At 60.0% G+C, this 17,271-nt stretch carries 19 protein-coding genes; 10 read left to right on the top strand and 9 right to left on the bottom strand.

Annotated elements, in window-relative coordinates:
* Positions 1-47 precede the first annotated feature (47 nt).
* The 5 genes from AC1DIH_RS15435 (at position 48) to AC1DIH_RS15415 (ending at position 5,812) form a co-directional block, all read left to right on the top strand.
* A complete protein-coding gene (locus AC1DIH_RS15435) occupies positions 48-1,613 on the top strand; it encodes a sugar ABC transporter ATP-binding protein (RefSeq protein ID WP_477772317.1) in 1,566 nt (521 codons plus the stop codon).
* Between the two features lie 70 nt (positions 1,614-1,683).
* Positions 1,684-2,706 (top strand): ABC transporter permease, encoded by a 1,023-nt coding sequence (locus AC1DIH_RS15430; RefSeq protein WP_477772316.1) that lies wholly within the window; start codon positions 1,684-1,686, stop codon positions 2,704-2,706.
* A gap of 536 nt (positions 2,707-3,242) precedes the next feature.
* Entirely contained in the window at positions 3,243-3,647 is a 405-nt protein-coding gene (locus tag AC1DIH_RS15425) for a TraR/DksA family transcriptional regulator (protein ID WP_019691009.1), read from the top strand.
* 173 nt (positions 3,648-3,820) lie between these two features.
* The gene (locus tag AC1DIH_RS15420; RefSeq protein WP_477772315.1) at positions 3,821-5,473 is read left to right on the top strand and encodes a methyl-accepting chemotaxis protein; all 1,653 of its coding nucleotides are present in this window, start codon (positions 3,821-3,823) and stop codon (positions 5,471-5,473) included.
* A 135-nt stretch (positions 5,474-5,608) separates the two neighbouring features.
* Positions 5,609-5,812, top strand: a complete 204-nt coding sequence (locus AC1DIH_RS15415) for a hypothetical protein (RefSeq protein ID WP_054596745.1) — start codon at positions 5,609-5,611, stop codon at positions 5,810-5,812.
* Between the two features lie 42 nt (positions 5,813-5,854).
* On the opposite strand, the gene AC1DIH_RS15410 is transcribed toward AC1DIH_RS15415, so the two are convergent.
* Together AC1DIH_RS15410 and AC1DIH_RS15405 are read right to left on the bottom strand one after the other, a co-directional pair.
* Complete coding sequence (locus AC1DIH_RS15410; protein ID WP_477772314.1) at positions 5,855-6,085, bottom strand: hypothetical protein; 231 nt, start codon at positions 6,083-6,085, stop codon at positions 5,855-5,857.
* A 159-nt stretch (positions 6,086-6,244) separates the two neighbouring features.
* A complete protein-coding gene (locus AC1DIH_RS15405) occupies positions 6,245-6,436 on the bottom strand; it encodes a hypothetical protein (protein ID WP_477772313.1) in 192 nt (63 codons plus the stop codon).
* A gap of 410 nt (positions 6,437-6,846) precedes the next feature.
* On the opposite strand from AC1DIH_RS15405, the gene AC1DIH_RS15400 reads away from it, so the two are divergent.
* From AC1DIH_RS15400 to AC1DIH_RS15385, 4 genes are all read left to right on the top strand, one after another.
* Positions 6,847-7,317: a hypothetical protein gene (locus AC1DIH_RS15400; RefSeq protein ID WP_371917629.1), complete on the top strand. Its 471-nt coding sequence runs from the start codon at positions 6,847-6,849 to the stop codon at positions 7,315-7,317.
* Entirely contained in the window at positions 7,318-7,521 is a 204-nt protein-coding gene (locus tag AC1DIH_RS15395) for a hypothetical protein (RefSeq protein ID WP_123583364.1), read from the top strand. It begins immediately after the preceding gene.
* A gap of 119 nt (positions 7,522-7,640) precedes the next feature.
* Positions 7,641-8,654, top strand: a complete 1,014-nt coding sequence (locus tag AC1DIH_RS15390; protein WP_477772312.1) for an ABC transporter substrate-binding protein — start codon at positions 7,641-7,643, stop codon at positions 8,652-8,654.
* 139 nt (positions 8,655-8,793) lie between these two features.
* Complete coding sequence (locus AC1DIH_RS15385; RefSeq protein WP_477772311.1) at positions 8,794-9,231, top strand: DUF3995 domain-containing protein; 438 nt, start codon at positions 8,794-8,796, stop codon at positions 9,229-9,231.
* A gap of 142 nt (positions 9,232-9,373) precedes the next feature.
* On the opposite strand, the gene AC1DIH_RS15380 is transcribed toward AC1DIH_RS15385, so the two are convergent.
* From AC1DIH_RS15380 to AC1DIH_RS15350, 7 genes are all read right to left on the bottom strand, one after another.
* Positions 9,374-9,742 carry a Na+/H+ antiporter subunit G gene (locus AC1DIH_RS15380; RefSeq protein WP_427530783.1) on the bottom strand — a complete coding sequence of 123 codons (369 nt, stop codon included), beginning with the start codon at positions 9,740-9,742 and terminating at the stop codon, positions 9,374-9,376.
* On the bottom strand, positions 9,739-10,017 hold the full coding sequence (locus AC1DIH_RS15375; RefSeq protein WP_477772310.1) for a K+/H+ antiporter subunit F: 279 nt from the start codon (positions 10,015-10,017) through the stop codon (positions 9,739-9,741). Before AC1DIH_RS15375 ends, AC1DIH_RS15380 begins: the two co-directional genes overlap by 4 nt.
* On the bottom strand, positions 10,014-10,502 hold the full coding sequence (locus AC1DIH_RS15370) for a Na+/H+ antiporter subunit E (RefSeq protein WP_477772309.1): 489 nt from the start codon (positions 10,500-10,502) through the stop codon (positions 10,014-10,016). Before AC1DIH_RS15370 ends, AC1DIH_RS15375 begins: the two co-directional genes overlap by 4 nt.
* The gene (locus AC1DIH_RS15365; RefSeq protein ID WP_477772308.1) at positions 10,499-12,184 is read right to left on the bottom strand and encodes a monovalent cation/H+ antiporter subunit D; all 1,686 of its coding nucleotides are present in this window, start codon (positions 12,182-12,184) and stop codon (positions 10,499-10,501) included. Before AC1DIH_RS15365 ends, AC1DIH_RS15370 begins: the two co-directional genes overlap by 4 nt.
* Positions 12,181-12,525, bottom strand: coding sequence for a Na+/H+ antiporter subunit C (locus AC1DIH_RS15360; RefSeq protein WP_003202835.1), 345 nt, complete (start codon positions 12,523-12,525; stop codon positions 12,181-12,183). The genes AC1DIH_RS15365 and AC1DIH_RS15360 overlap by 4 nt, the downstream gene beginning before the upstream one ends.
* A complete protein-coding gene (locus tag AC1DIH_RS15355) occupies positions 12,525-15,443 on the bottom strand; it encodes a monovalent cation/H+ antiporter subunit A (RefSeq protein WP_477772307.1) in 2,919 nt (972 codons plus the stop codon). The genes AC1DIH_RS15360 and AC1DIH_RS15355 overlap by 1 nt, the downstream gene beginning before the upstream one ends.
* Before the next feature lie 243 nt (positions 15,444-15,686).
* Complete coding sequence (locus AC1DIH_RS15350; RefSeq protein ID WP_477772306.1) at positions 15,687-16,712, bottom strand: DMT family transporter; 1,026 nt, start codon at positions 16,710-16,712, stop codon at positions 15,687-15,689.
* Here AC1DIH_RS15350 and AC1DIH_RS15345 point away from each other — a divergent pair.
* Positions 16,707-17,270, top strand: a complete 564-nt coding sequence (locus tag AC1DIH_RS15345) for a helix-turn-helix domain-containing protein (RefSeq protein WP_477772305.1) — start codon at positions 16,707-16,709, stop codon at positions 17,268-17,270. The genes AC1DIH_RS15350 and AC1DIH_RS15345 overlap by 6 nt on opposite strands.
* Position 17,271 lies beyond the last annotated feature (1 nt).

Below are 17,271 nucleotides of genomic sequence, written 5' to 3'. Positions count from 1 at the left end.
AAGCATGCAAGGTGGCATTGCCAACCTTGCTGATGGAGTACCTGATCATGTTCGCTTCAGCGACTGCTTCGAACATCCCGTTGGTGGGTGTCCAGCCAAACGCTGTATCTGTCGATGAGCCGTACCTGCTGGAGATCGTCAACGTCAGCAAGGGTTTCCCAGGTGTGGTGGCCTTGTCCGATGTCCAGCTGCGGGTGCGTCCGGGTTCGGTACTGGCGTTGATGGGCGAGAACGGCGCCGGCAAATCCACCCTGATGAAAATCATCGCCGGCATCTATCAGCCGGACGCCGGTGAGCTGCGTCTGCGTGGCAAGCCGGTGACCTTCGATACGCCGCTGGCAGCCTTGCAGGCCGGGATCGCGATGATCCACCAGGAGCTCAACCTGATGCCGCACATGAGCATCGCCGAGAACATCTGGATCGGTCGTGAGCAGCTCAACGGTTTCCACATGATCGATCACCGGGAAATGCACCGCTGCACCGCGCAATTGCTCGAACGGCTGCGGATCAATCTCGACCCGGAAGAACAGGTCGGCAACCTGAGCATCGCCGAGCGGCAGATGGTCGAGATCGCCAAAGCGGTGTCCTACGATTCGGACATCCTGATCATGGACGAACCGACCTCCGCGATTACCGACAAGGAGGTCGCCCACCTGTTCTCGATCATTGCCGACCTCAAGGCCCAGGGTAAGGGCATCATCTATATCACCCACAAGATGAACGAGGTGTTCAGCATCGCCGACGAAGTCGCGGTGTTCCGTGACGGTGCCTACATCGGCCTGCAACGGGCCGACAGCATGGATGGCGACAGCCTGATCTCGATGATGGTCGGGCGTGAACTGAGCCAGTTGTTCCCGGTGCGCGAGAAACCGATTGGCGATCTGTTGATGTCGGTGCGTGACCTGCGTCTGGACGGTGTCTTCAAGGGCGTTTCCTTCGACCTGCATGCTGGCGAGATCCTCGGCATCGCCGGGCTGATGGGCTCGGGCCGGACCAACGTCGCCGAAGCGATTTTCGGCATCACCCCGAGCGACGGCGGTGAAATTCGTCTCGATGGCCAGCCGGTACGCATCAGCGATCCGCACATGGCCATCGAGAAGGGTTTTGCGTTGCTGACCGAGGATCGCAAGCTCAGCGGCCTGTTCCCGTGCCTGTCGGTCCTGGAAAACATGGAAATGGCGGTGCTGCCGCATTACGCCGGCAACGGCTTTATCCAGCAGAAAGCCTTGCGCGCCCTGTGTGAAGACATGTGCAAGAAGCTGCGGGTGAAAACCCCATCGCTGGAGCAGTGCATCGACACCTTGTCCGGCGGCAACCAGCAAAAAGCCTTGCTCGCCCGTTGGCTGATGACCAACCCGCGGATCCTGATTCTCGACGAGCCAACCCGCGGCATCGATGTCGGCGCCAAAGCCGAGATTTACCGACTGATCTCCTATCTCGCCAGCGAGGGCATGGCGGTGATCATGATTTCGTCGGAGCTGCCGGAAGTGCTCGGCATGAGCGACCGGGTGATGGTCATGCACGAGGGCGACCTGATGGGCACCCTCGACCGCAGCGAGGCGACTCAGGAGCGGGTCATGCAACTGGCCTCCGGGATGACCGCGGTTCACTAGTTGTTCAACACATTGAGGCTGGCGGCGGTTTCGTCTGCGTCCGGCAACGCAATAAGAAGGGTGAGTGGTTATGAACGCGATACTGGAAAACAAGCCTGCCATGGCACCGGCCAAGAGTCGTCGGCGCTTGCCGACCGAGCTGAGTATCTTTCTGGTGCTGATCGGCATTGGCCTGGTCTTTGAACTGTTCGGCTGGATCGTGCGCGACCAGAGCTTTTTGATGAACTCCCAGCGGTTGGTCCTGATGATCCTGCAAGTGTCGATCATCGGCCTGCTGGCGATTGGCGTGACCCAGGTGATTATCACCACCGGCATCGACCTGTCGTCGGGCTCGGTACTGGCCTTATCGGCGATGATTGCCGCCAGCCTGGCGCAGACTTCGGATTTCGCCCGTGCGGTGTTTCCGTCGTTGACTGATCTGCCGGTGTGGATTCCGGTGATTGCCGGGCTCGGCGTCGGGCTGCTGGCGGGGGCAATCAATGGCAGCATCATTGCCGTCACCGGGATTCCACCGTTCATTGCCACCTTGGGCATGATGGTCTCGGCCCGTGGCCTGGCGCGTTACTACACCGAAGGCCAGCCGGTGAGCATGCTCTCGGATTCCTACACGGCCATCGGCCACGGCGCGATGCCGGTGATTATTTTTCTGGTGGTGGCGGTGATCTTCCACATCGCCTTGCGCTACACCAAGTACGGTAAATACACCTACGCCATCGGCGGCAACATGCAGGCGGCGCGCACCTCCGGGATCAACGTCAAACGCCATCTGGTGATCGTCTACAGCATCGCCGGGTTGCTGGCGGGATTGGCGGGCGTGGTGGCGTCGGCCCGTGCCGCAACCGGGCAGGCCGGGATGGGCATGTCGTATGAACTGGACGCGATTGCCGCAGCGGTGATTGGCGGTACCAGCCTGGCGGGTGGCGTGGGACGCATTACCGGCACGGTAATCGGCGCGCTGATCCTCGGGGTGATGGCCAGCGGCTTCACCTTCGTCGGCGTCGACGCCTACATCCAGGACATCATCAAAGGCCTGATCATCGTGATCGCGGTGGTCATCGACCAATACCGCAACAAGCGCAAACTCAAGCGCTGAGCTGCTCCTCCATGGGAGCAATGCTTGTGTGGGAGCGAGCCTGCTCGCGATAGCATCACCGCGGTGTTCCAGGAAAACCGCAGCGCTTGCATCGCGAGCAAGCTCGCTCCCACAGGTCCGGTGTCCAACGGTTGTACTTCGCAATACCCACATCTCGCACTGGAAAAACCTTGACAACCATTCGGCGGTGATCGGCGGGATAAAGGTCGAAACCGTGTTCTAAAGGCACTTTTTGCGGTGCTGACCTGCGTGACGTAGCCGTTTGTCTTCTATATACAGCCGCTCGATTGAATTTCTTGCTATAAACGCACTCCGATAACCGCCTCAAAGCTTGCCAGAGAGCAATTTAAGGGCTTTATCGGACAAATTCCCTGTCTTTTCAGTTGCTGAGGTTGCAAGTCGGCCTTAGACTGCCGCCCCTCGTAAATTGAGTGCCGGGTGGCGCTTGGAATGTACGGCGCCTTTCCGAGGCCTTGAAGGTCGACCGGAAAGCTCCCTGATTCGCCTTAATGCACGTATTTTTTATAGAGAAATCAATGACAAAGGAAAAGTTGCTGGCCATGCCGGCGGATGACTACATGAATGCCGAGCAACAGGCTTTTTTCACCGAGCTGCTGCAAGCCATGAAAGTGGAAACCCACGAGCGCATCGAACAGAACCGCATCGCCATTGAAAGCCTGGATACCCCGGCTGACCCGGCTGACGCGGCTTCGGTCGAAGAAGAGCGCACCTGGCTGGTCAACGCTATTGATCGTGATCAGCGCATGCTGCCTCAGCTGGAACGAGCGCTGGAGCGTATCGGCGACGACACCTTCGGCTGGTGCGACGACAGCGGCGAGCCGATCGGCCTGAAGCGCCTGCTGATCAGCCCGACCACCAAGTACTGCATCGAAGCTCAAGAACGTCACGAGCAAATCGACAAGCACCAGCGTCAGGCCTGATTCAGTAGCGCCCATTCGCGGGCAAGCCCGTTCCCACAGGTCACCCTTCACCTGTGGGAGCAGGCTTGCCCGCGAAGCTTTTTGCCGCCCGGAAAATATCCCCGCACTTCTATTGATCTGCTGCAAGCACCACGACTAATGGACCATAGATAATGGCCTTCTAGTGGCGCTTAATGCTGACACAACAAATAGAAAACGCAGTGGGGGTAACGAACATGGCAGGCGACGGATCTTTGGCTGGCGCAGCAGCGCAATCGCGGGTTTCACCCAAGGCTGATGTGCGCTGGTTGGCGCCTGCGCTGCAAAGCGTGGCCTTGATGCTGTTGCTGTGCGCCTTGGCACTCGGCGGTTGGTCGCTTTATTTCTGTTTACCGGTGGCAGTGCTGATTATCTGGCTGCCCCGTCTGCGTTCGCGGGCAACCGTCGACGTCCCCGTCGCCGACACGTCCAGTGCGATCACCGATCTGACCCGCGATCTTTCTTATTCCACCAGTCATAACGCGCTGTCTGCTGCGGGTGTGGCCTATTCGGTCAAGCAGTTGGCCGGCAAACTGCAGTCGCAACTCGATGCTGCCGCGCAGATCGTCAGCAGTGCCGAAGTCATGATCGGGACTGAGAAAGCGACTTCACAACTCAGCCAGCAAGCCTTGGGCGCCGCCAGTGAAGCCCACCAGAGCAGTGTTCTGGGAAGCACCGTGCTGGCCGAATCCATCACGCGAATGCACCAGCTCAGTGTGCGCGCCAACGACAGCCGTGAGCTGATCGAAGCCCTGAGTGTGCGCAGTGAAGACATCCAGCGAGTGACGCTGGTGATTCAGACGATCGCCAGCCAGACCAATCTATTGGCGCTGAATGCGGCGATTGAAGCGGCGCGGGCCGGGGAGCATGGCCGTGGTTTTGCGGTGGTCGCCGATGAGGTCCGCGGGTTGGCCGGGCGCACCGCTGCCGCAACGGAGGAGGTCGGGTTGATGGTGGCCGATATCCAGCAGCGCACCGCGCAGGTGGTCGAGCAGATCCGCCAGTTGTCCAGTGACTTGAACAGCGGTGTCGAGCGAGTCGAGCACACCGGGCAACAATTGCAAAACATCGCCCGACTGGCCGCCGGGGTTGAAGCCCAGGTCGGTGAAATCGCCAGTGGCTCAAGCAATAATCACCAACAACTGGACAGTCTGTTTCATGCCGTCGAACAGATGCGCAGCGATCTGGCAGTCAGTGATCAGCAGACCCGGCACCTGGCGCAAGCGGCGGTGCAAATGGAGGGGCAGGCCGAGACCATCAGCGAACGCCTCGCCGAAGTCGGACTGGACGACTACCACCAACGGGTCTATGACCTGGCACGCGAAGGTGCCAGTCAGATCGCAGAGCGTTTCTCGCAGGACATCGACCAGGGGCGCGTCAGTCTGGAGGACCTGTTCGACCGTAACTATCAGGCAATTCCCAACACGGCGCCCACCAAGTTCCAGACCCGTTTTGACCGCTATGCCGATCAGGTGCTGCCGGGGATTCAGGAACCGTTGCTCAAGCGGCATGAAGGTCTGGTGTTTGCGATCGCCTGTACCCAGCAAGGCTACGTACCGACACACAATGCGATCTTCAGCCAGCCGCTGACCGGCGACGTACACGTCGACACGTTGCACAACCGTACCAAACGCAAATTCAGTGACCGCACCGGTATTCGCTGTGGCAGCCATCAACAGCCTGTGTTACTTCAGACCTATACTCGTGATACGGGCGAATTGATGCATGACTTGTCGGTTCCAATCATGCTCAAAGGGCGGCATTGGGGTGGATTGCGCTTAGGTTACAAGCCTGAAAGTCCACGTTAAGGCTGGTCCTGGGAACACGCGATTGTTACCGGTTATGCAAGAAAATTGTGCAGGCGGGCGGCTATTTCCAGGGAGCGGGACTCATTAACATTTCTACATTGTTAGGAAGCTAATGAACGATTCCGAGGTGCCCTCATGCAAAGTAAAGTCGATGTGGCGGTGATGATTGGCAGTGGCGTGCCTGCCGGATTGCGGGCCGCGGGGCAAAGCGTGTGCTGGGTCGTCTTGCTCAATGGCGAGCAGCGTGGCACTGCATTCTCAAGCCGTAATGAGGCCGAGGAATGCAAGGCTGCCTGGTTGGCGCAACTTAACGCCGAAAAACCCGACAGCCTGCATTAAATCGTTTTCGCTAATGAGACTGCTCAAGTCGCGACCTGTTGATCAGGCGTTCAATGCGCCTCCATCAACAGCAAGCTTCAGCGCCTTGGCAGATTCCATGGCCGCGGCGGCGGCGACGTCTTTGGTCTTGAACCAGCGGTCTTTCTCGACCTGGTGGTAAGTCACGGTGGTCAGCGGAGGCTTGGCGCGCATGACAATCACTGCCTGGAATTCGCCATCGACGTCTCTGGCTTCACCCCAAATAAAAAATTCGCCGATATCAAATTCCGTCACGTACGCCTTCCCTTGGAAATTATTCTGTTGTTTTCAACGCAGCCTGCCGAAGGGGCTGAGTTTCAATGGTCGGGCAGTATGGCAGTTGTTGCTTACCTGCGGCGCAGTTAAGTCATCGGTGTGACGAAACGACAGCGCAGGCGAACGCAATCGGGTGTGTCAGAGGCGAGTTTCGAGGTTTCTGGCGAGAGCGCAGGCTTCGTTGTGGTCACCACGGAAACCTCTTACACGACCCGTTGCGGTTTCTTTGATATGGAAAAAGCGGTTACCCGCCAGAACCACCTGATAACGCAGGTKAGGGCTATAGGTCGGGGTGTTTGTGTGCTGGGCAGAGAGGGTCAGCGTGCTCATATGAATTCCTTTTCTATGGTTTGCCGACGGATACACGTCGCTTTAGGTAGTCTAGGGGCGCATGGCTGCTCTAGAATCGCCTCCACGGGTTGGAGGTTCATGCTTATCTAAAGCAATTTTTTTCTGGCGATATGTCAGAAAAGTGCTTTTTTTAAACAGTTTTCTCCCTAAAGTAGATAGTCCAGTATTCTCTGGCCGTTAGAAGGGCGATTTCCTTCAGCATCTGACGACCGCCAGGGAAGACGGGAGGATGGGCATTCCAGTAGTCTTTTCCTACCCTGCGATGAAGGAGCTTTCTGCTCGCTTCACGATTTCAGCTTGGTCATTGTTGCGACATTTTCGGTATGACCGTTTTTCTGCTGCCTGTTTTTTCTGCGGGTAGCGTCATTTTCAGATGTGGGGATGTTTCCTTGGCAGTAAGTAATCTCGATATGCATGCTTTGTTCGTGCTGGGTGATCTGCGCGCAAAGCTGGTCAAGCAGTTTCAATCACGTTTCGTTTACATCACCGAACAGACCCCTGAAGGTATTTACGTCGCCGAGATCGACACCGAGTCGGCACTGGTGGTGGACGACAAGCCTCGCCTGGAGCTCAAGGTCGGCGATCATTTCCGCGCAGCGGTATTGCCGAGTCGCGAAGGTGGTAAATTCGAAATCAAGTTTCGCGAGATCAAACTGACGGTCTACGGCCTCGGTGATTACGCATTTGTGACCACGGCAGACGGCCACGCCATTCTGTTCAAGGAAGGCCATAGCGTAGTGACGGTGTTTGCCGCTCACCAACAGCTACAGGAAGGCCTGACCAAAACCTTGAAAGCGGTAACCGGCAAAGCTGCCAAGTGGCGCAAAGGCGAGCTCATAACGTTCAAGGCCAGTGAATAAATGAGCCTGTCCCGGGCTGACTTCCATGAGCAAAACCTCGACAGTGCTCGTGCACAAGCCCAGCGCCTGTTCGCTCAGAAGGCTGTTCTGCAGGGCGCCTGGCTAAGCTGGGTGGCATCACAGATCTACACCTTGCGTCCGGCGGAGTACGCCAGCATGGTGCGAAGGGAGTTGCAGCACTTGCAGGACTCTTCTGAAAGTTGATCGTTGGACCTCGAACGCACAAACCTCTACTACAGTCAGTTGACTGAGTATTCGCAGGTGCGCGGCCTTTGTGCGCAAAGCCGTCCTGCCATGGCTGTGAACAGCATGAGGTGTAACGCATGAAAGGGTTTCGACTGCTGTTGGGAAGTCTGCTAACCACCGTTGGTCTGTTGTTGTCGTCCATGATCGTAATGGCCGCCCCGGCGCCGATCCACTTCGCTGACCTGAACTGGGAAAGCGGCAGTCTGATCACCGACATTTTGCGAATCATTGTCGAGAAGGGTTACGGCCTGCCGACCGATACCTTGCCGGGCACCACCATTACCCTGGAAACCGCGCTGGCCAACAATGACATTCAGGTCATTGGCGAAGAGTGGGCCGGTCGCAGTCCGGTCTGGGTCAAGGCCGAGGCTGAAGGCAAGGTGGCGAGTATCGGCGATACCGTCAAAGGTGCAACCGAAGGCTGGTGGGTGCCGGAATACGTGATCAAGGGCGATCCGGCCAAAGGCATCAAGCCACTGGCGCCGGACTTGCGCAGCGTGTCGGACCTGCCGCGCTACAAGGATGTCTTCAGCGATCCGGAAAGCCCCGGCAAAGGCCGTTTCCTCAATAGCCCGATCGGCTGGACCTCGGAAGTGGTCAACAAGCAGAAGCTCAAGGCCTATGGCCTGACGGACAGTTATGTGAATTTTCGCAGCGGTTCCGGCGCGGCGCTGGACGCGGAGATCACCTCGTCCATTCGCCGTGGCAAGCCGGTGCTGTTTTATTACTGGTCGCCAACGCCATTGCTCGGACGCTTCAAGCTGATTCAACTGGAAGAGCCGCCGTTCGATGCCGAGGCCTGGAAGACCCTGACCGATGCCGATAACCCCAATCCAAAACCAACACGCTCGCTGCCCTCGAAACTGTCGATTGGGGTATCCGCGCCGTTCCAGAAACAGTATCCGCAGGTGACCGAGTTTTTCAGCAAGGTCGACCTGCCTATCGGGCCGTTGAACAAGGCCCTGGCCGAAATCAGCGAGAACCACACCGCGCCGCGTCAGGCGGCTGAAGCCTTCATGAAGGCGCACCCGGAGGTCTGGCGGGCGTGGTTGCCCAAGGATGTCGCAGACAAGGTCTCTGCCAGTCTGTAGGGCAGCGAATCGATCAATGAAGGGGCAGCGTTCAGGCGAATTTCATGGTGCGTGACTGCAACATTGCCGTGGAACAACGCACTGATAAAAACTCTGGTCTAGGCTGTTTCTTCTGCCATCGATTCCAGGAACCCCACTCATGACGTTTGTGCTTGCTCAATGGATCGTCGCCGCGTTTGTGCTGATCAGCCTGATTCATCTGTACTGGGCGCTCGGCGGTCGTTGGGCCAGTGACGCTGTGGTGCCACAGGTACAAGACGGTGCGGAGGAAGGGCTGCGGCCGGCTTTCAAACCTTCTGCACTCGGAACCCTGGCAGTGGCTGTCGGATTGTTGCTGATAGCCTTGATGGTGTGCCTGAGAGTCGGCCTGTTTGTGCCGGCAGTCGGGCACTGGTCGCTGCAATGGCTGATCAGTGCAATCGCCTTGCTGATGTTTGCCCGCGCGATCGGTGATTCGAACCTGGTCGGCTTTTTCAAGGAGCAGGCCGGATCGAAGTTCGCGCGCCTCGACACCTGGGCCTATTCACCGCTGTGTGTGGTGTTGGGGGCGGGGTTGTTAGCCGTTGCGTGGGCTTGAGGCGACCGGGCTATCGCCATCGCGAGCAGGCTCGCTCCCACACTGGCCCCGGGTGTACACGAATGTTGTGTTCACTGAAGATCTAATGTGGGAGCGAGCCTGCTCGCGATGAGGCCTTTCCATTCACCACAACCCTTTGCAATCATCGACCACTTTCAGTCCGCCGACTGCTGACCTCAGCCGGCACATCATCCCCGGCCATGCGTTTACGAAATAGCGCCGCACGCGCCAGCAGCAGGGTGGTGACCGGCATGGTGATCGACAGCAGTATCGGGATCAGCCAGGCGTGCAACACCGGGCTCGACTGGAGCGCCGAGAAAAAGATGATCGACGCCAGTGCCACGCACCAGGCGCCCAGGGTCGAGGCCAACGCCGGCGGGTGCATGCGCTGGAAGTAGTCCTTCAAACGCAGCAGGCCGATGGCGCCGATCAACGCGAACAGGCTGCTGGCGACCAGCAGGATCGCCACCGGGATCTCGACCCACAAAGACAACTGACCCAACTCATTCATTCGATCACCTCGCCACGCAGCAGGAATTTTGCCAGGGCAAACGAACCGACGAAGCCGAACAGTGCGATCAGCAGCGCCGCTTCGAAGTAGGTGTCACTGGCATAGCGGACCCCCAGCACCAGCATCATCAGCATGGCGAGGATGTACAGGTAATCCAGCGCCAGAACCCGGTCCTGTGCCGATGGACCTTTGAACAGGCGAATCAGCGTCAGTCCCATCGCCAGCGAAAAAATGAACAGGCTGAACAGGACCGCATTCGAAAGCAGGGTGCTCATTCGAAAATCTCCATCAAGGGGCGCTCATAAGTCGCCTTGAAGTGCTGGATGAAGTGCGCTTCGTCATCCAGATCGAACACATGCAACAGCAGAATGCTGCGATCCAGCGCCAGCTCCGACCAGACTGTACCGGGAATCACCGTGGTGATCATCGACAGCGCCGCGAGGCCGTTGGCGTCACGCAGGTCCAGCGGCACCTTGATGAACGTCGAGTGTGGCGGCCGTCGACCGGCGTTCAACACGCCCCAGGCGACGGCGAGGTTGGACGCCAACACGTCACAGCCGACCAGGAAGATCAGGCGCAGGATTACTCCGGGACGACGAATGCGGATCGGCAACGGTCGCAGCTTGCGCATCATCAGTGGCGCGCAAAAACCCAGTATCGCGCCCAGTAGCAGGTTGCCGGGGCTGATGGACTGGTTCAGCACCAGCCACAGCACCCAAAGGGCCAACGACAACCAGGGGGCAGGAAACAGACGCTTCATGGTTGCACCTCCTGCATCGCAGCCTTGGCTTCGGGGTTTGGTACGGCGCGGGTGCCGAGTACCGCAGTCACGTATTGCTGCGGATTGTTCAAGGTGTCGGCGGCCGCCTGGGTGTAACGCATCAGCGGTTCGGCCTTGAAGGTCAACGCGATGCTCAAGGCCAATAGGGCAAAAATCGGCACGCATTCCAGGCGTCGCAGCACCGGTGAAGGGCGTTCTGCGGGCGTCCAGAAACGCTGGATGCCCAGGCGCGAGAAGGCGATCAACGAAGCCAGCCCGGACAGGATCAACAGCGCCAGCAGGCTCCACGCCGCGTTTGATATCGGCTGCTCGCCCGAGGCGCCGAGGCCCAACGGGTTGAGCAGGGCGCTGAGCAAGCCGAGTTTGCCGATGAACCCGGAGAGCGGCGGCATGCCGACGATCAGCAATGCACAGGCAATGAAGCTCAAGCCAAGGAAGGCCATCGTCCAGGGAATCACCTGGCCGACCACGGCTTTCTGATCGTCGTCGAGGTTGGTGCCCTTGGTCGGCGGTGAGGATTCCAGCGGTCGCGGCGGTACTTCGACTTCATCGTCCAGCGGCATCTCGATGGCCGTGCGCGAACGTTCGATCAGCTCCGCCAGCAGGAACAGCGCGCTCAGCGCCAGGGTCGAGCTGACCAGATAGAACAGCGCCGCGCCGATCAGGCTCGGCTGGGCAAAACCGATGGCCGACAACAGGATGCCCGCCGACACCATGATGCTCAGGCTGGCCATGCGCTCCAGTCGCTGCGTGGCGAGGATCGCCAATGCCGCGCAGATAATCGTCGCCATGCCGCCGTAGGTCAGCCAGTCGCCGCCAAAGTATGCCGACGCACCGGCCTGGCCGGAGAACAGCAGGGTCCACAGACGCAGCAAGGTGTAGACGCCGACCTTGGTCATGATCGCGAACAGCGCCGCCACCGGCGCACTGGCCGAGGAGTAGGCTGGAGCCAGCCAGAAGTTCAGCGGCCACATCCCGGCCTTCGCCAGGAACGCCACGGCCAGAATCGCCGCGCCGGCATGCAGCAAGCCGCGATCGGCTTCCGGCACCAGCGGGATCTTCTGCGCCAGATCGGCCATGTTCAGGGTGCCGGTGACGCCATAGATCAGCGCCGCGCCAATCAGGAACAGCGACGAGGCCAGCAGGTTGATCGAAATGTAATGCAGGCCCGACGACACCCGGGCGCGCCCCGAACCGTGCAGCATCAAGCCGTAAGACGCCGCCAGCAGCACTTCGAAAAACACGAAGAGGTTGAACAGGTCGGCGGTCAGGAAGGCCCCGTAGAGGCCCATCAGTTGAATCTGGAACAGCGCGTGGAAACTTGCGCCGGCACTGTCCCAGCGGGCCATGGCGAACAGCAGGGCGCTGACGCCGATGATCCCGGTCAGCACCAGCATCAGCGCCGACAGGCGATCGACCACCAGCACGATACCGAACGGTGCCTGCCAGTTGCCCGGCAGGTACACGCCGATGGAGCCGGGCACGCCTTGCGCCTGGGTCCACTGCAGCAACAGCACGGAAATCCCCAGGCCCAACAGGCTGGAAAACAGGTTGATCCGGGCTTTGAGCGGGCGGTGTTTTTCGCCGAGCATCAGCATCAGCGCCGCCGTCAGCAACGGCAGCAGAATCGGTGCAGCGATCAGATGGGGCATCCAGCTCATTCTTTAGGCTCCCGGCCATCGACGTGGTCGGTACCGGTCAGGCCCCGGGACGCCAGCAGCACCACCAGGAACAATGCGGTCATGGCGAAGCTGATGACGATGGCGGTGAGCACCAGTGCCTGAGGCAGCGGATCGGTGTAATGCAGCAAGTCCTGGGGCACGCCGTCCTTGATGATCGGCTCCTTGCCGATGAACAGGCTGCCCATGCTGAAGATGAACAGGTTGACCCCATAAGACAGCAGGCACAGGCCCATGACGACCTGAAAGGTCCGTGGGCGCAGCACCAGCCAGACCCCGGAGGCTGCCAGTACGCCAATGGCGATTGCGATGACTTCTTCCATCAGGCAGCTCCTGGCTTGGCAATGGGTTTAGGCTGGCTGCCCGGCTTGTGGCCACGCACCGATTGGTGCGCCAGGGCAGTCAGGATCAGCAGTGTCGAACCTACCACCACCGCGTACACGCCGATGTCGAAAAACAGCGCACTGGCGATATGAATCTCGCCCAGCAGCGGCAGCCCGAAATGCCAGGTGTGGGTGGTCAGGAACGGATAACCGGCGACCATCGCACCGAGGCCGGTGAGCGTGGCGAACAGCAGCCCGGTGCCCATCCAGCGCACCGGCCGCAGGTTCATCTGCGCCTCGACCCACTGAGTGCCGGCGACCATGTATTGCAGGATGAACGCCACCGACATCACCAGCCCGGCGACAAATCCGCCGCCCGGTTGATTGTGCCCGCGCATGAACAGGTAGAACGACACCACCACTGCAATCGGCAGCAACAGCCGCACCAGCACCGCCGGGACCATCATGAAGCCCAGCGCGGTATCGCTGGCGTGACGCGGGTTGACCAGATCGGTGACCACGTCCGGTGCCAGCAGGCGTTGTTGTGCCGGCAGCTGCATGCTTTCCTTCGGTGGGCGGAAGCGTCGGAGCAGGGCGAACACGGCCAGCGCCACGGCCACCAGCACGGTGATTTCACCGAGGGTGTCGAAGCCGCGGAAGTCCACCAGCATCACGTTCACCACGTTGCTGCCGCCACCTTCGGGCAACGCGCGACTGAGGTAGAACGAGGAAATATCGTTCGGTGTCTGGCGGGTCAGCATGGCGTAGGCGAGCAGCGCCATGCCGATGCCGACCGCGCTCGACAGCAGCAAGTCGCGCAAACGGCGAGCCCGCGCCTTGGGCACGCTGCTGGGCAGTGGCGAGACCTCTTCGATCCGCCGTGGCAACCAGCGCAGGCCAAGCAGGATCAGCACGGTGGTCACCACCTCGACCACCAATTGGGTCAGGGCCAGGTCCGGCGCCGAGAACCAGACGAAGGTGACGCAGGTCATCATGCCGCAGACACTGACCATCGTCAGGGCCGCGAGTCGGTGGTACTTGGCTTGCCAGGCGGCGCCCAACGCGCAGGCAATCGCCAGCAACCAGAGTGTGACGAAGACGATCGAGCCGGGGATCTTCGGCCGCTCGCCCCAGCTCAGTCCGCTGTGCAGCAGCGGAATCAACCCCGCCAACACCGCTACCAGCACCAGCAGGAACAATTGGGTTTGCAGGCGCTTGGTACTGAGTCGCCGTTCCAGCCGCCGGGCCAGACGCATCATCACCACCAGGCTGCATTCGAACAGGCGCTTGCCGTTGAGCCGACCGATGATCGGCGGGTATTCGAACCGTCCGCGTTTGAGCGGATTGCGCAGCAGCAGGTACACAACGATACCGGCGGACATGGCGATCAGGCTCATGATCATCGGCGCGTTCCAGCCGTGCCAGATCGCCAGGCTGTATTCGGGCAGGGTTCCACCCACCACCGGCAGGGCCGCGGCGGCGAGTAGCGGGCCGACCACCTGGGCCGGGAAAATCCCGACCACCAGGCAGGTGAACACCAGCAACTCCACTGGTGCACGCATCCAGCGCGGCGGTTCGTGCGGGGTGTGCGGCAGGTCGGTGGCGGTCGGGCCGAAAAACACATCTACGGTAAAGCGCAGCGAGTAGGCGACGCTGAACGTACCGGCGATGGTCGCGACGATCGGCAGGGTCGTTTCGATCCAGGCCGAGGCATTGATGAACACGGTTTCGGCGAAGAACATCTCTTTCGAAAGGAAACCGTTGAGCAACGGCACGCCGGCCATCGAGGCGCTGGCGACCATCGCCAGGGTCGCGGTAAACGGGATCAGTTTGATCAGGCCATTGAGCTTGCGTATGTCGCGGGTGCCGCTTTCGTGGTCGATGATCCCGGCAGCCATGAACAGCGAGGCCTTGAAGGTCGCATGGTTGAGAATATGAAACACTGCCGCGACGGCGGCCAGCGGGCTGTTCAGGCCCAGCAACAGGGTGATCAGGCCCAGATGGCTGATGGTCGAGTAGGCCAGCAGGCCCTTGAGGTCGTTCTGGAACATCGCGCAGTAAGCGCCGAGCAACAACGTACAGGCGCCAGCCCCGCTGACGATATAGAACCACTCTTCGCTGCCGGACAGCGACGGCCACAGCCGTGCCAACAGGAAAACCCCGGCCTTGACCATGGTCGCCGAGTGCAGGTACGCCGAGACCGGTGTCGGTGCGGCCATGGCGTGGGGAAGCCAGAAGTGGAAGGGGAATTGGGCGCTTTTGCTCAAGGCGCCGATCAGGATCAGCGGCAGCAGGATGGGGTACAGCGCATGGGCGCGAATCAGATCGCCGGCGGCCAGGACCTTGTCCAGGTCATAGCTGCCCACGACATGGCCGAGCAGCATCACCCCCGCCAGCAGGCATAAACCCCCGGCACCGGTCACCATCAGCGCCATGTAGGCGCCACGGCGAGCATCGGCGCGGTGGTGCCAATAGCCGATCAACAGGAACGAGAAGAGGCTGGTCAGCTCCCAGAAGAACACCATCTGAATCAGGTTGCCGGAGATCACCAGCCCGAGCATGGCGCCCATGAACGCCAGGAAGAATGCAAAGAAGCGCGGCACCGGGTCGTCCGGCGACATGTAATACCGCGCGTACAGCGAAACCAGCGTGCCGATACCCAGCACCAGCATCGAGAACAGCCAGGCGAAACCGTCCATGCGCAGGACGAAATTCAAGCCCAGGCTCGGTAGCCAGAAAAATTCTTCGCGAATCACGCCACCGTGGGCGATTTGCGGATACAGCAACGCCACCTGGACGGTGCCGATCAAGGCGACCAGGCCAGCGAGTATCGATTCGGTATTACGCGCGTTGTGCGGCAGCAAGGCCGCCAGACAGCTGCCAATAAAAGGCAGAAGCAGTAGAACTATCAGGGACATAGGCTTCTAATCTGCGAAAGTTTGTGAAGGATCATACGTGCCGAGTCCCTGATCACCAACTGCCAAGCTGTGGCAGGATCCTACAAGGTAGGCTGAAAACGCCTGATTCACATTGTTTCAGAGGGCAGTGTCCGATCGTTCTGGCCCCTTCGCGAGCAAGCCCGCTCTCACAGGGGTACGCACCAAATGTGGGAGCGAGCCTGCTCGCGATAGCTATTTTTCAAGCGCTGCAGATTTCACGCCTTAACCTTGTGCTTCCTGCTCCAACTCTTCTTCAGTCGCAGCAGTCTTGCCCTTGGTCTTCAGTTCACTAACGATCACCGCCGCGACAATCAACGCCGCACCAAACAGCGCCAGCCCCGGCAGCCTCTCGCCCGCGATGCGCCCGGCAATTCCAGCCCAGACCGGTTCGCCGGCGTAGATCAGCGTCGCGCGGGTCGGTGAAACGCTTTTCTGCGCCCAGTTCATCGCCACCTGTATCGCCGCGCTGGCAGCGCCCAGGCCCACCGCGCTGGCCAGCAGCACCCAGGAAAAACCGGGAAGCGCTTCCTGAGTCGGCACGATCATCAAAAATGCCAGTACCGAAGTGGTTGCCAGTTGCACCACGGTGACCCGACGCACGTCGACTCGGCCAGCATAGGTGCCGATCAGAATGATTTCGGCAGCGATGGCGACGGCGCTGATCAGCGTGGCAATTTCCCCCGAGCTGAAATTCAACGACGCCCCGGCCGGGCCTGAAAGCAGCATCAACCCGGTAAACGCCAACATGATGCCGATACTCGGCATCAACCCCGGCCGACGTCCCAGCACCAGCCATTGCAGCAAGGGTACGAACGGCACGTAAAGCGCGGTGATAAACGCCGACTGACTGCTGAGGATGGTCTGCAAACCGACGGTTTGCAGGCCGTAGCCGAGCATGATCGCTACACCAATGAACACGCCGGCCTTGAGTTCAAACAAGGTCAGGTCCCGCAGGCTGCGCCAGGAGAACAGCGCGACGATGCTCGCCGCTGCAGCGAAGCGCAGGCCGACGAAAAACATCGGCCCGCTGACCGTCATCGCATGCTGCACCAGCAGGAACGTCCCGCCCCAGACCATGGTGATCAGCACCAGCACGCATTCAGCCTTGCTGAACCGTGAGAAAAAGGCAGAGGGTTTGGAAGAATTCACCGACGTCATGGCCTTGCGCACTACCTGAGGGGGACGCACAATGCGCCCGAAGTTGGGCAGTATACTGCGCAAACCCACTAAGTGAGCAATATAGTGCACAAAGATTCCGGCCAACGGGCCTCCGTCCTTCAACACGTCAGCCAGAACGTCCGACGCCTGCGCCACGCCGCAGAGCTGAGCCAGACCGCATTGGCGGAAAAATCCGGGGTCAGCCGCCGGATGCTGGTGGCCATCGAAGCGGGTGAGAAAAACGTCAGCCTGACCACCCTCGACCGGGTGGCTGAGGCGTTGGACGTGGCTTTCAGCGATTTGATCCAGGCCCCCGAAGTGCGTGACCCAAGCCGCATCAACGAACTGGCGTGGGCTGGATTGATCCCCGGCAGTAAAGCCGTGTTGTTGGCCAAGGCCAATGCAAGCCGTGAAGTCGAGCTCTGGGAGTGGCGGCTGGAGCCGGGCGAGCAATACCTTTCGGAGCCGGATGCCGATGGCTGGAGTGAACAGCTGTATGTGTTTGAARGCAGCCTGACGCTGGTGCTGGGGGACGAGGAACGCAGCCTTGCGACGGGTGAGTTCATCAGCTTCGCCAGTAACCGGCCCCACGCGTATCGCAACGATGGAGCAGTGGCGACGCGGTTTGTGCGCAATGTGGTGCTCTGAA

The sequence above is a fragment of the Pseudomonas sp. 05N36 genome, from assembly GCF_056397385.1.
The sequence above is the reverse complement of the archived record's forward strand: the minus strand, read 5'-3'. Positions and strand labels throughout refer to the sequence as shown.

Bases quoted from the DNA above. Each gene is read 5' to 3' on its own strand.
- AC1DIH_RS15360 (WP_003202835.1), bottom strand. From the start codon at position 12,525: ATGGAAGAAGTCATCGCAATCGCCATTGGCGTACTGGCAGCCTCCGGG.
- AC1DIH_RS15425 (WP_019691009.1), top strand. From the start codon at position 3,243: ATGACAAAGGAAAAGTTGCTGGCCATGCCGGCGGATGACTACATGAAT.
- AC1DIH_RS15390 (WP_477772312.1), top strand. From the start codon at position 7,641: ATGAAAGGGTTTCGACTGCTGTTGGGAAGTCTGCTAACCACCGTTGGT.
- AC1DIH_RS15370 (WP_477772309.1), bottom strand. From the start codon at position 10,502: ATGAAGCGTCTGTTTCCTGCCCCCTGGTTGTCGTTGGCCCTTTGGGTG.
- AC1DIH_RS15355 (WP_477772307.1), bottom strand. From the start codon at position 15,443: ATGTCCCTGATAGTTCTACTGCTTCTGCCTTTTATTGGCAGCTGTCTG.
- AC1DIH_RS15380 (WP_427530783.1), bottom strand. From the start codon at position 9,742: ATGAATGAGTTGGGTCAGTTGTCTTTGTGGGTCGAGATCCCGGTGGCG.
- AC1DIH_RS15430 (WP_477772316.1), top strand. From the start codon at position 1,684: ATGAACGCGATACTGGAAAACAAGCCTGCCATGGCACCGGCCAAGAGT.
- AC1DIH_RS15415 (WP_054596745.1), top strand. From the start codon at position 5,609: ATGCAAAGTAAAGTCGATGTGGCGGTGATGATTGGCAGTGGCGTGCCT.
- AC1DIH_RS15365 (WP_477772308.1), bottom strand. From the start codon at position 12,184: ATGAGCTGGATGCCCCATCTGATCGCTGCACCGATTCTGCTGCCGTTG.
- AC1DIH_RS15395 (WP_123583364.1), top strand. From the start codon at position 7,318: ATGAGCCTGTCCCGGGCTGACTTCCATGAGCAAAACCTCGACAGTGCT.
- AC1DIH_RS15375 (WP_477772310.1), bottom strand. From the start codon at position 10,017: ATGAGCACCCTGCTTTCGAATGCGGTCCTGTTCAGCCTGTTCATTTTT.
- AC1DIH_RS15435 (WP_477772317.1), top strand. From the start codon at position 48: ATGTTCGCTTCAGCGACTGCTTCGAACATCCCGTTGGTGGGTGTCCAG.
- AC1DIH_RS15420 (WP_477772315.1), top strand. From the start codon at position 3,821: ATGCTGACACAACAAATAGAAAACGCAGTGGGGGTAACGAACATGGCA.
- AC1DIH_RS15385 (WP_477772311.1), top strand. From the start codon at position 8,794: ATGACGTTTGTGCTTGCTCAATGGATCGTCGCCGCGTTTGTGCTGATC.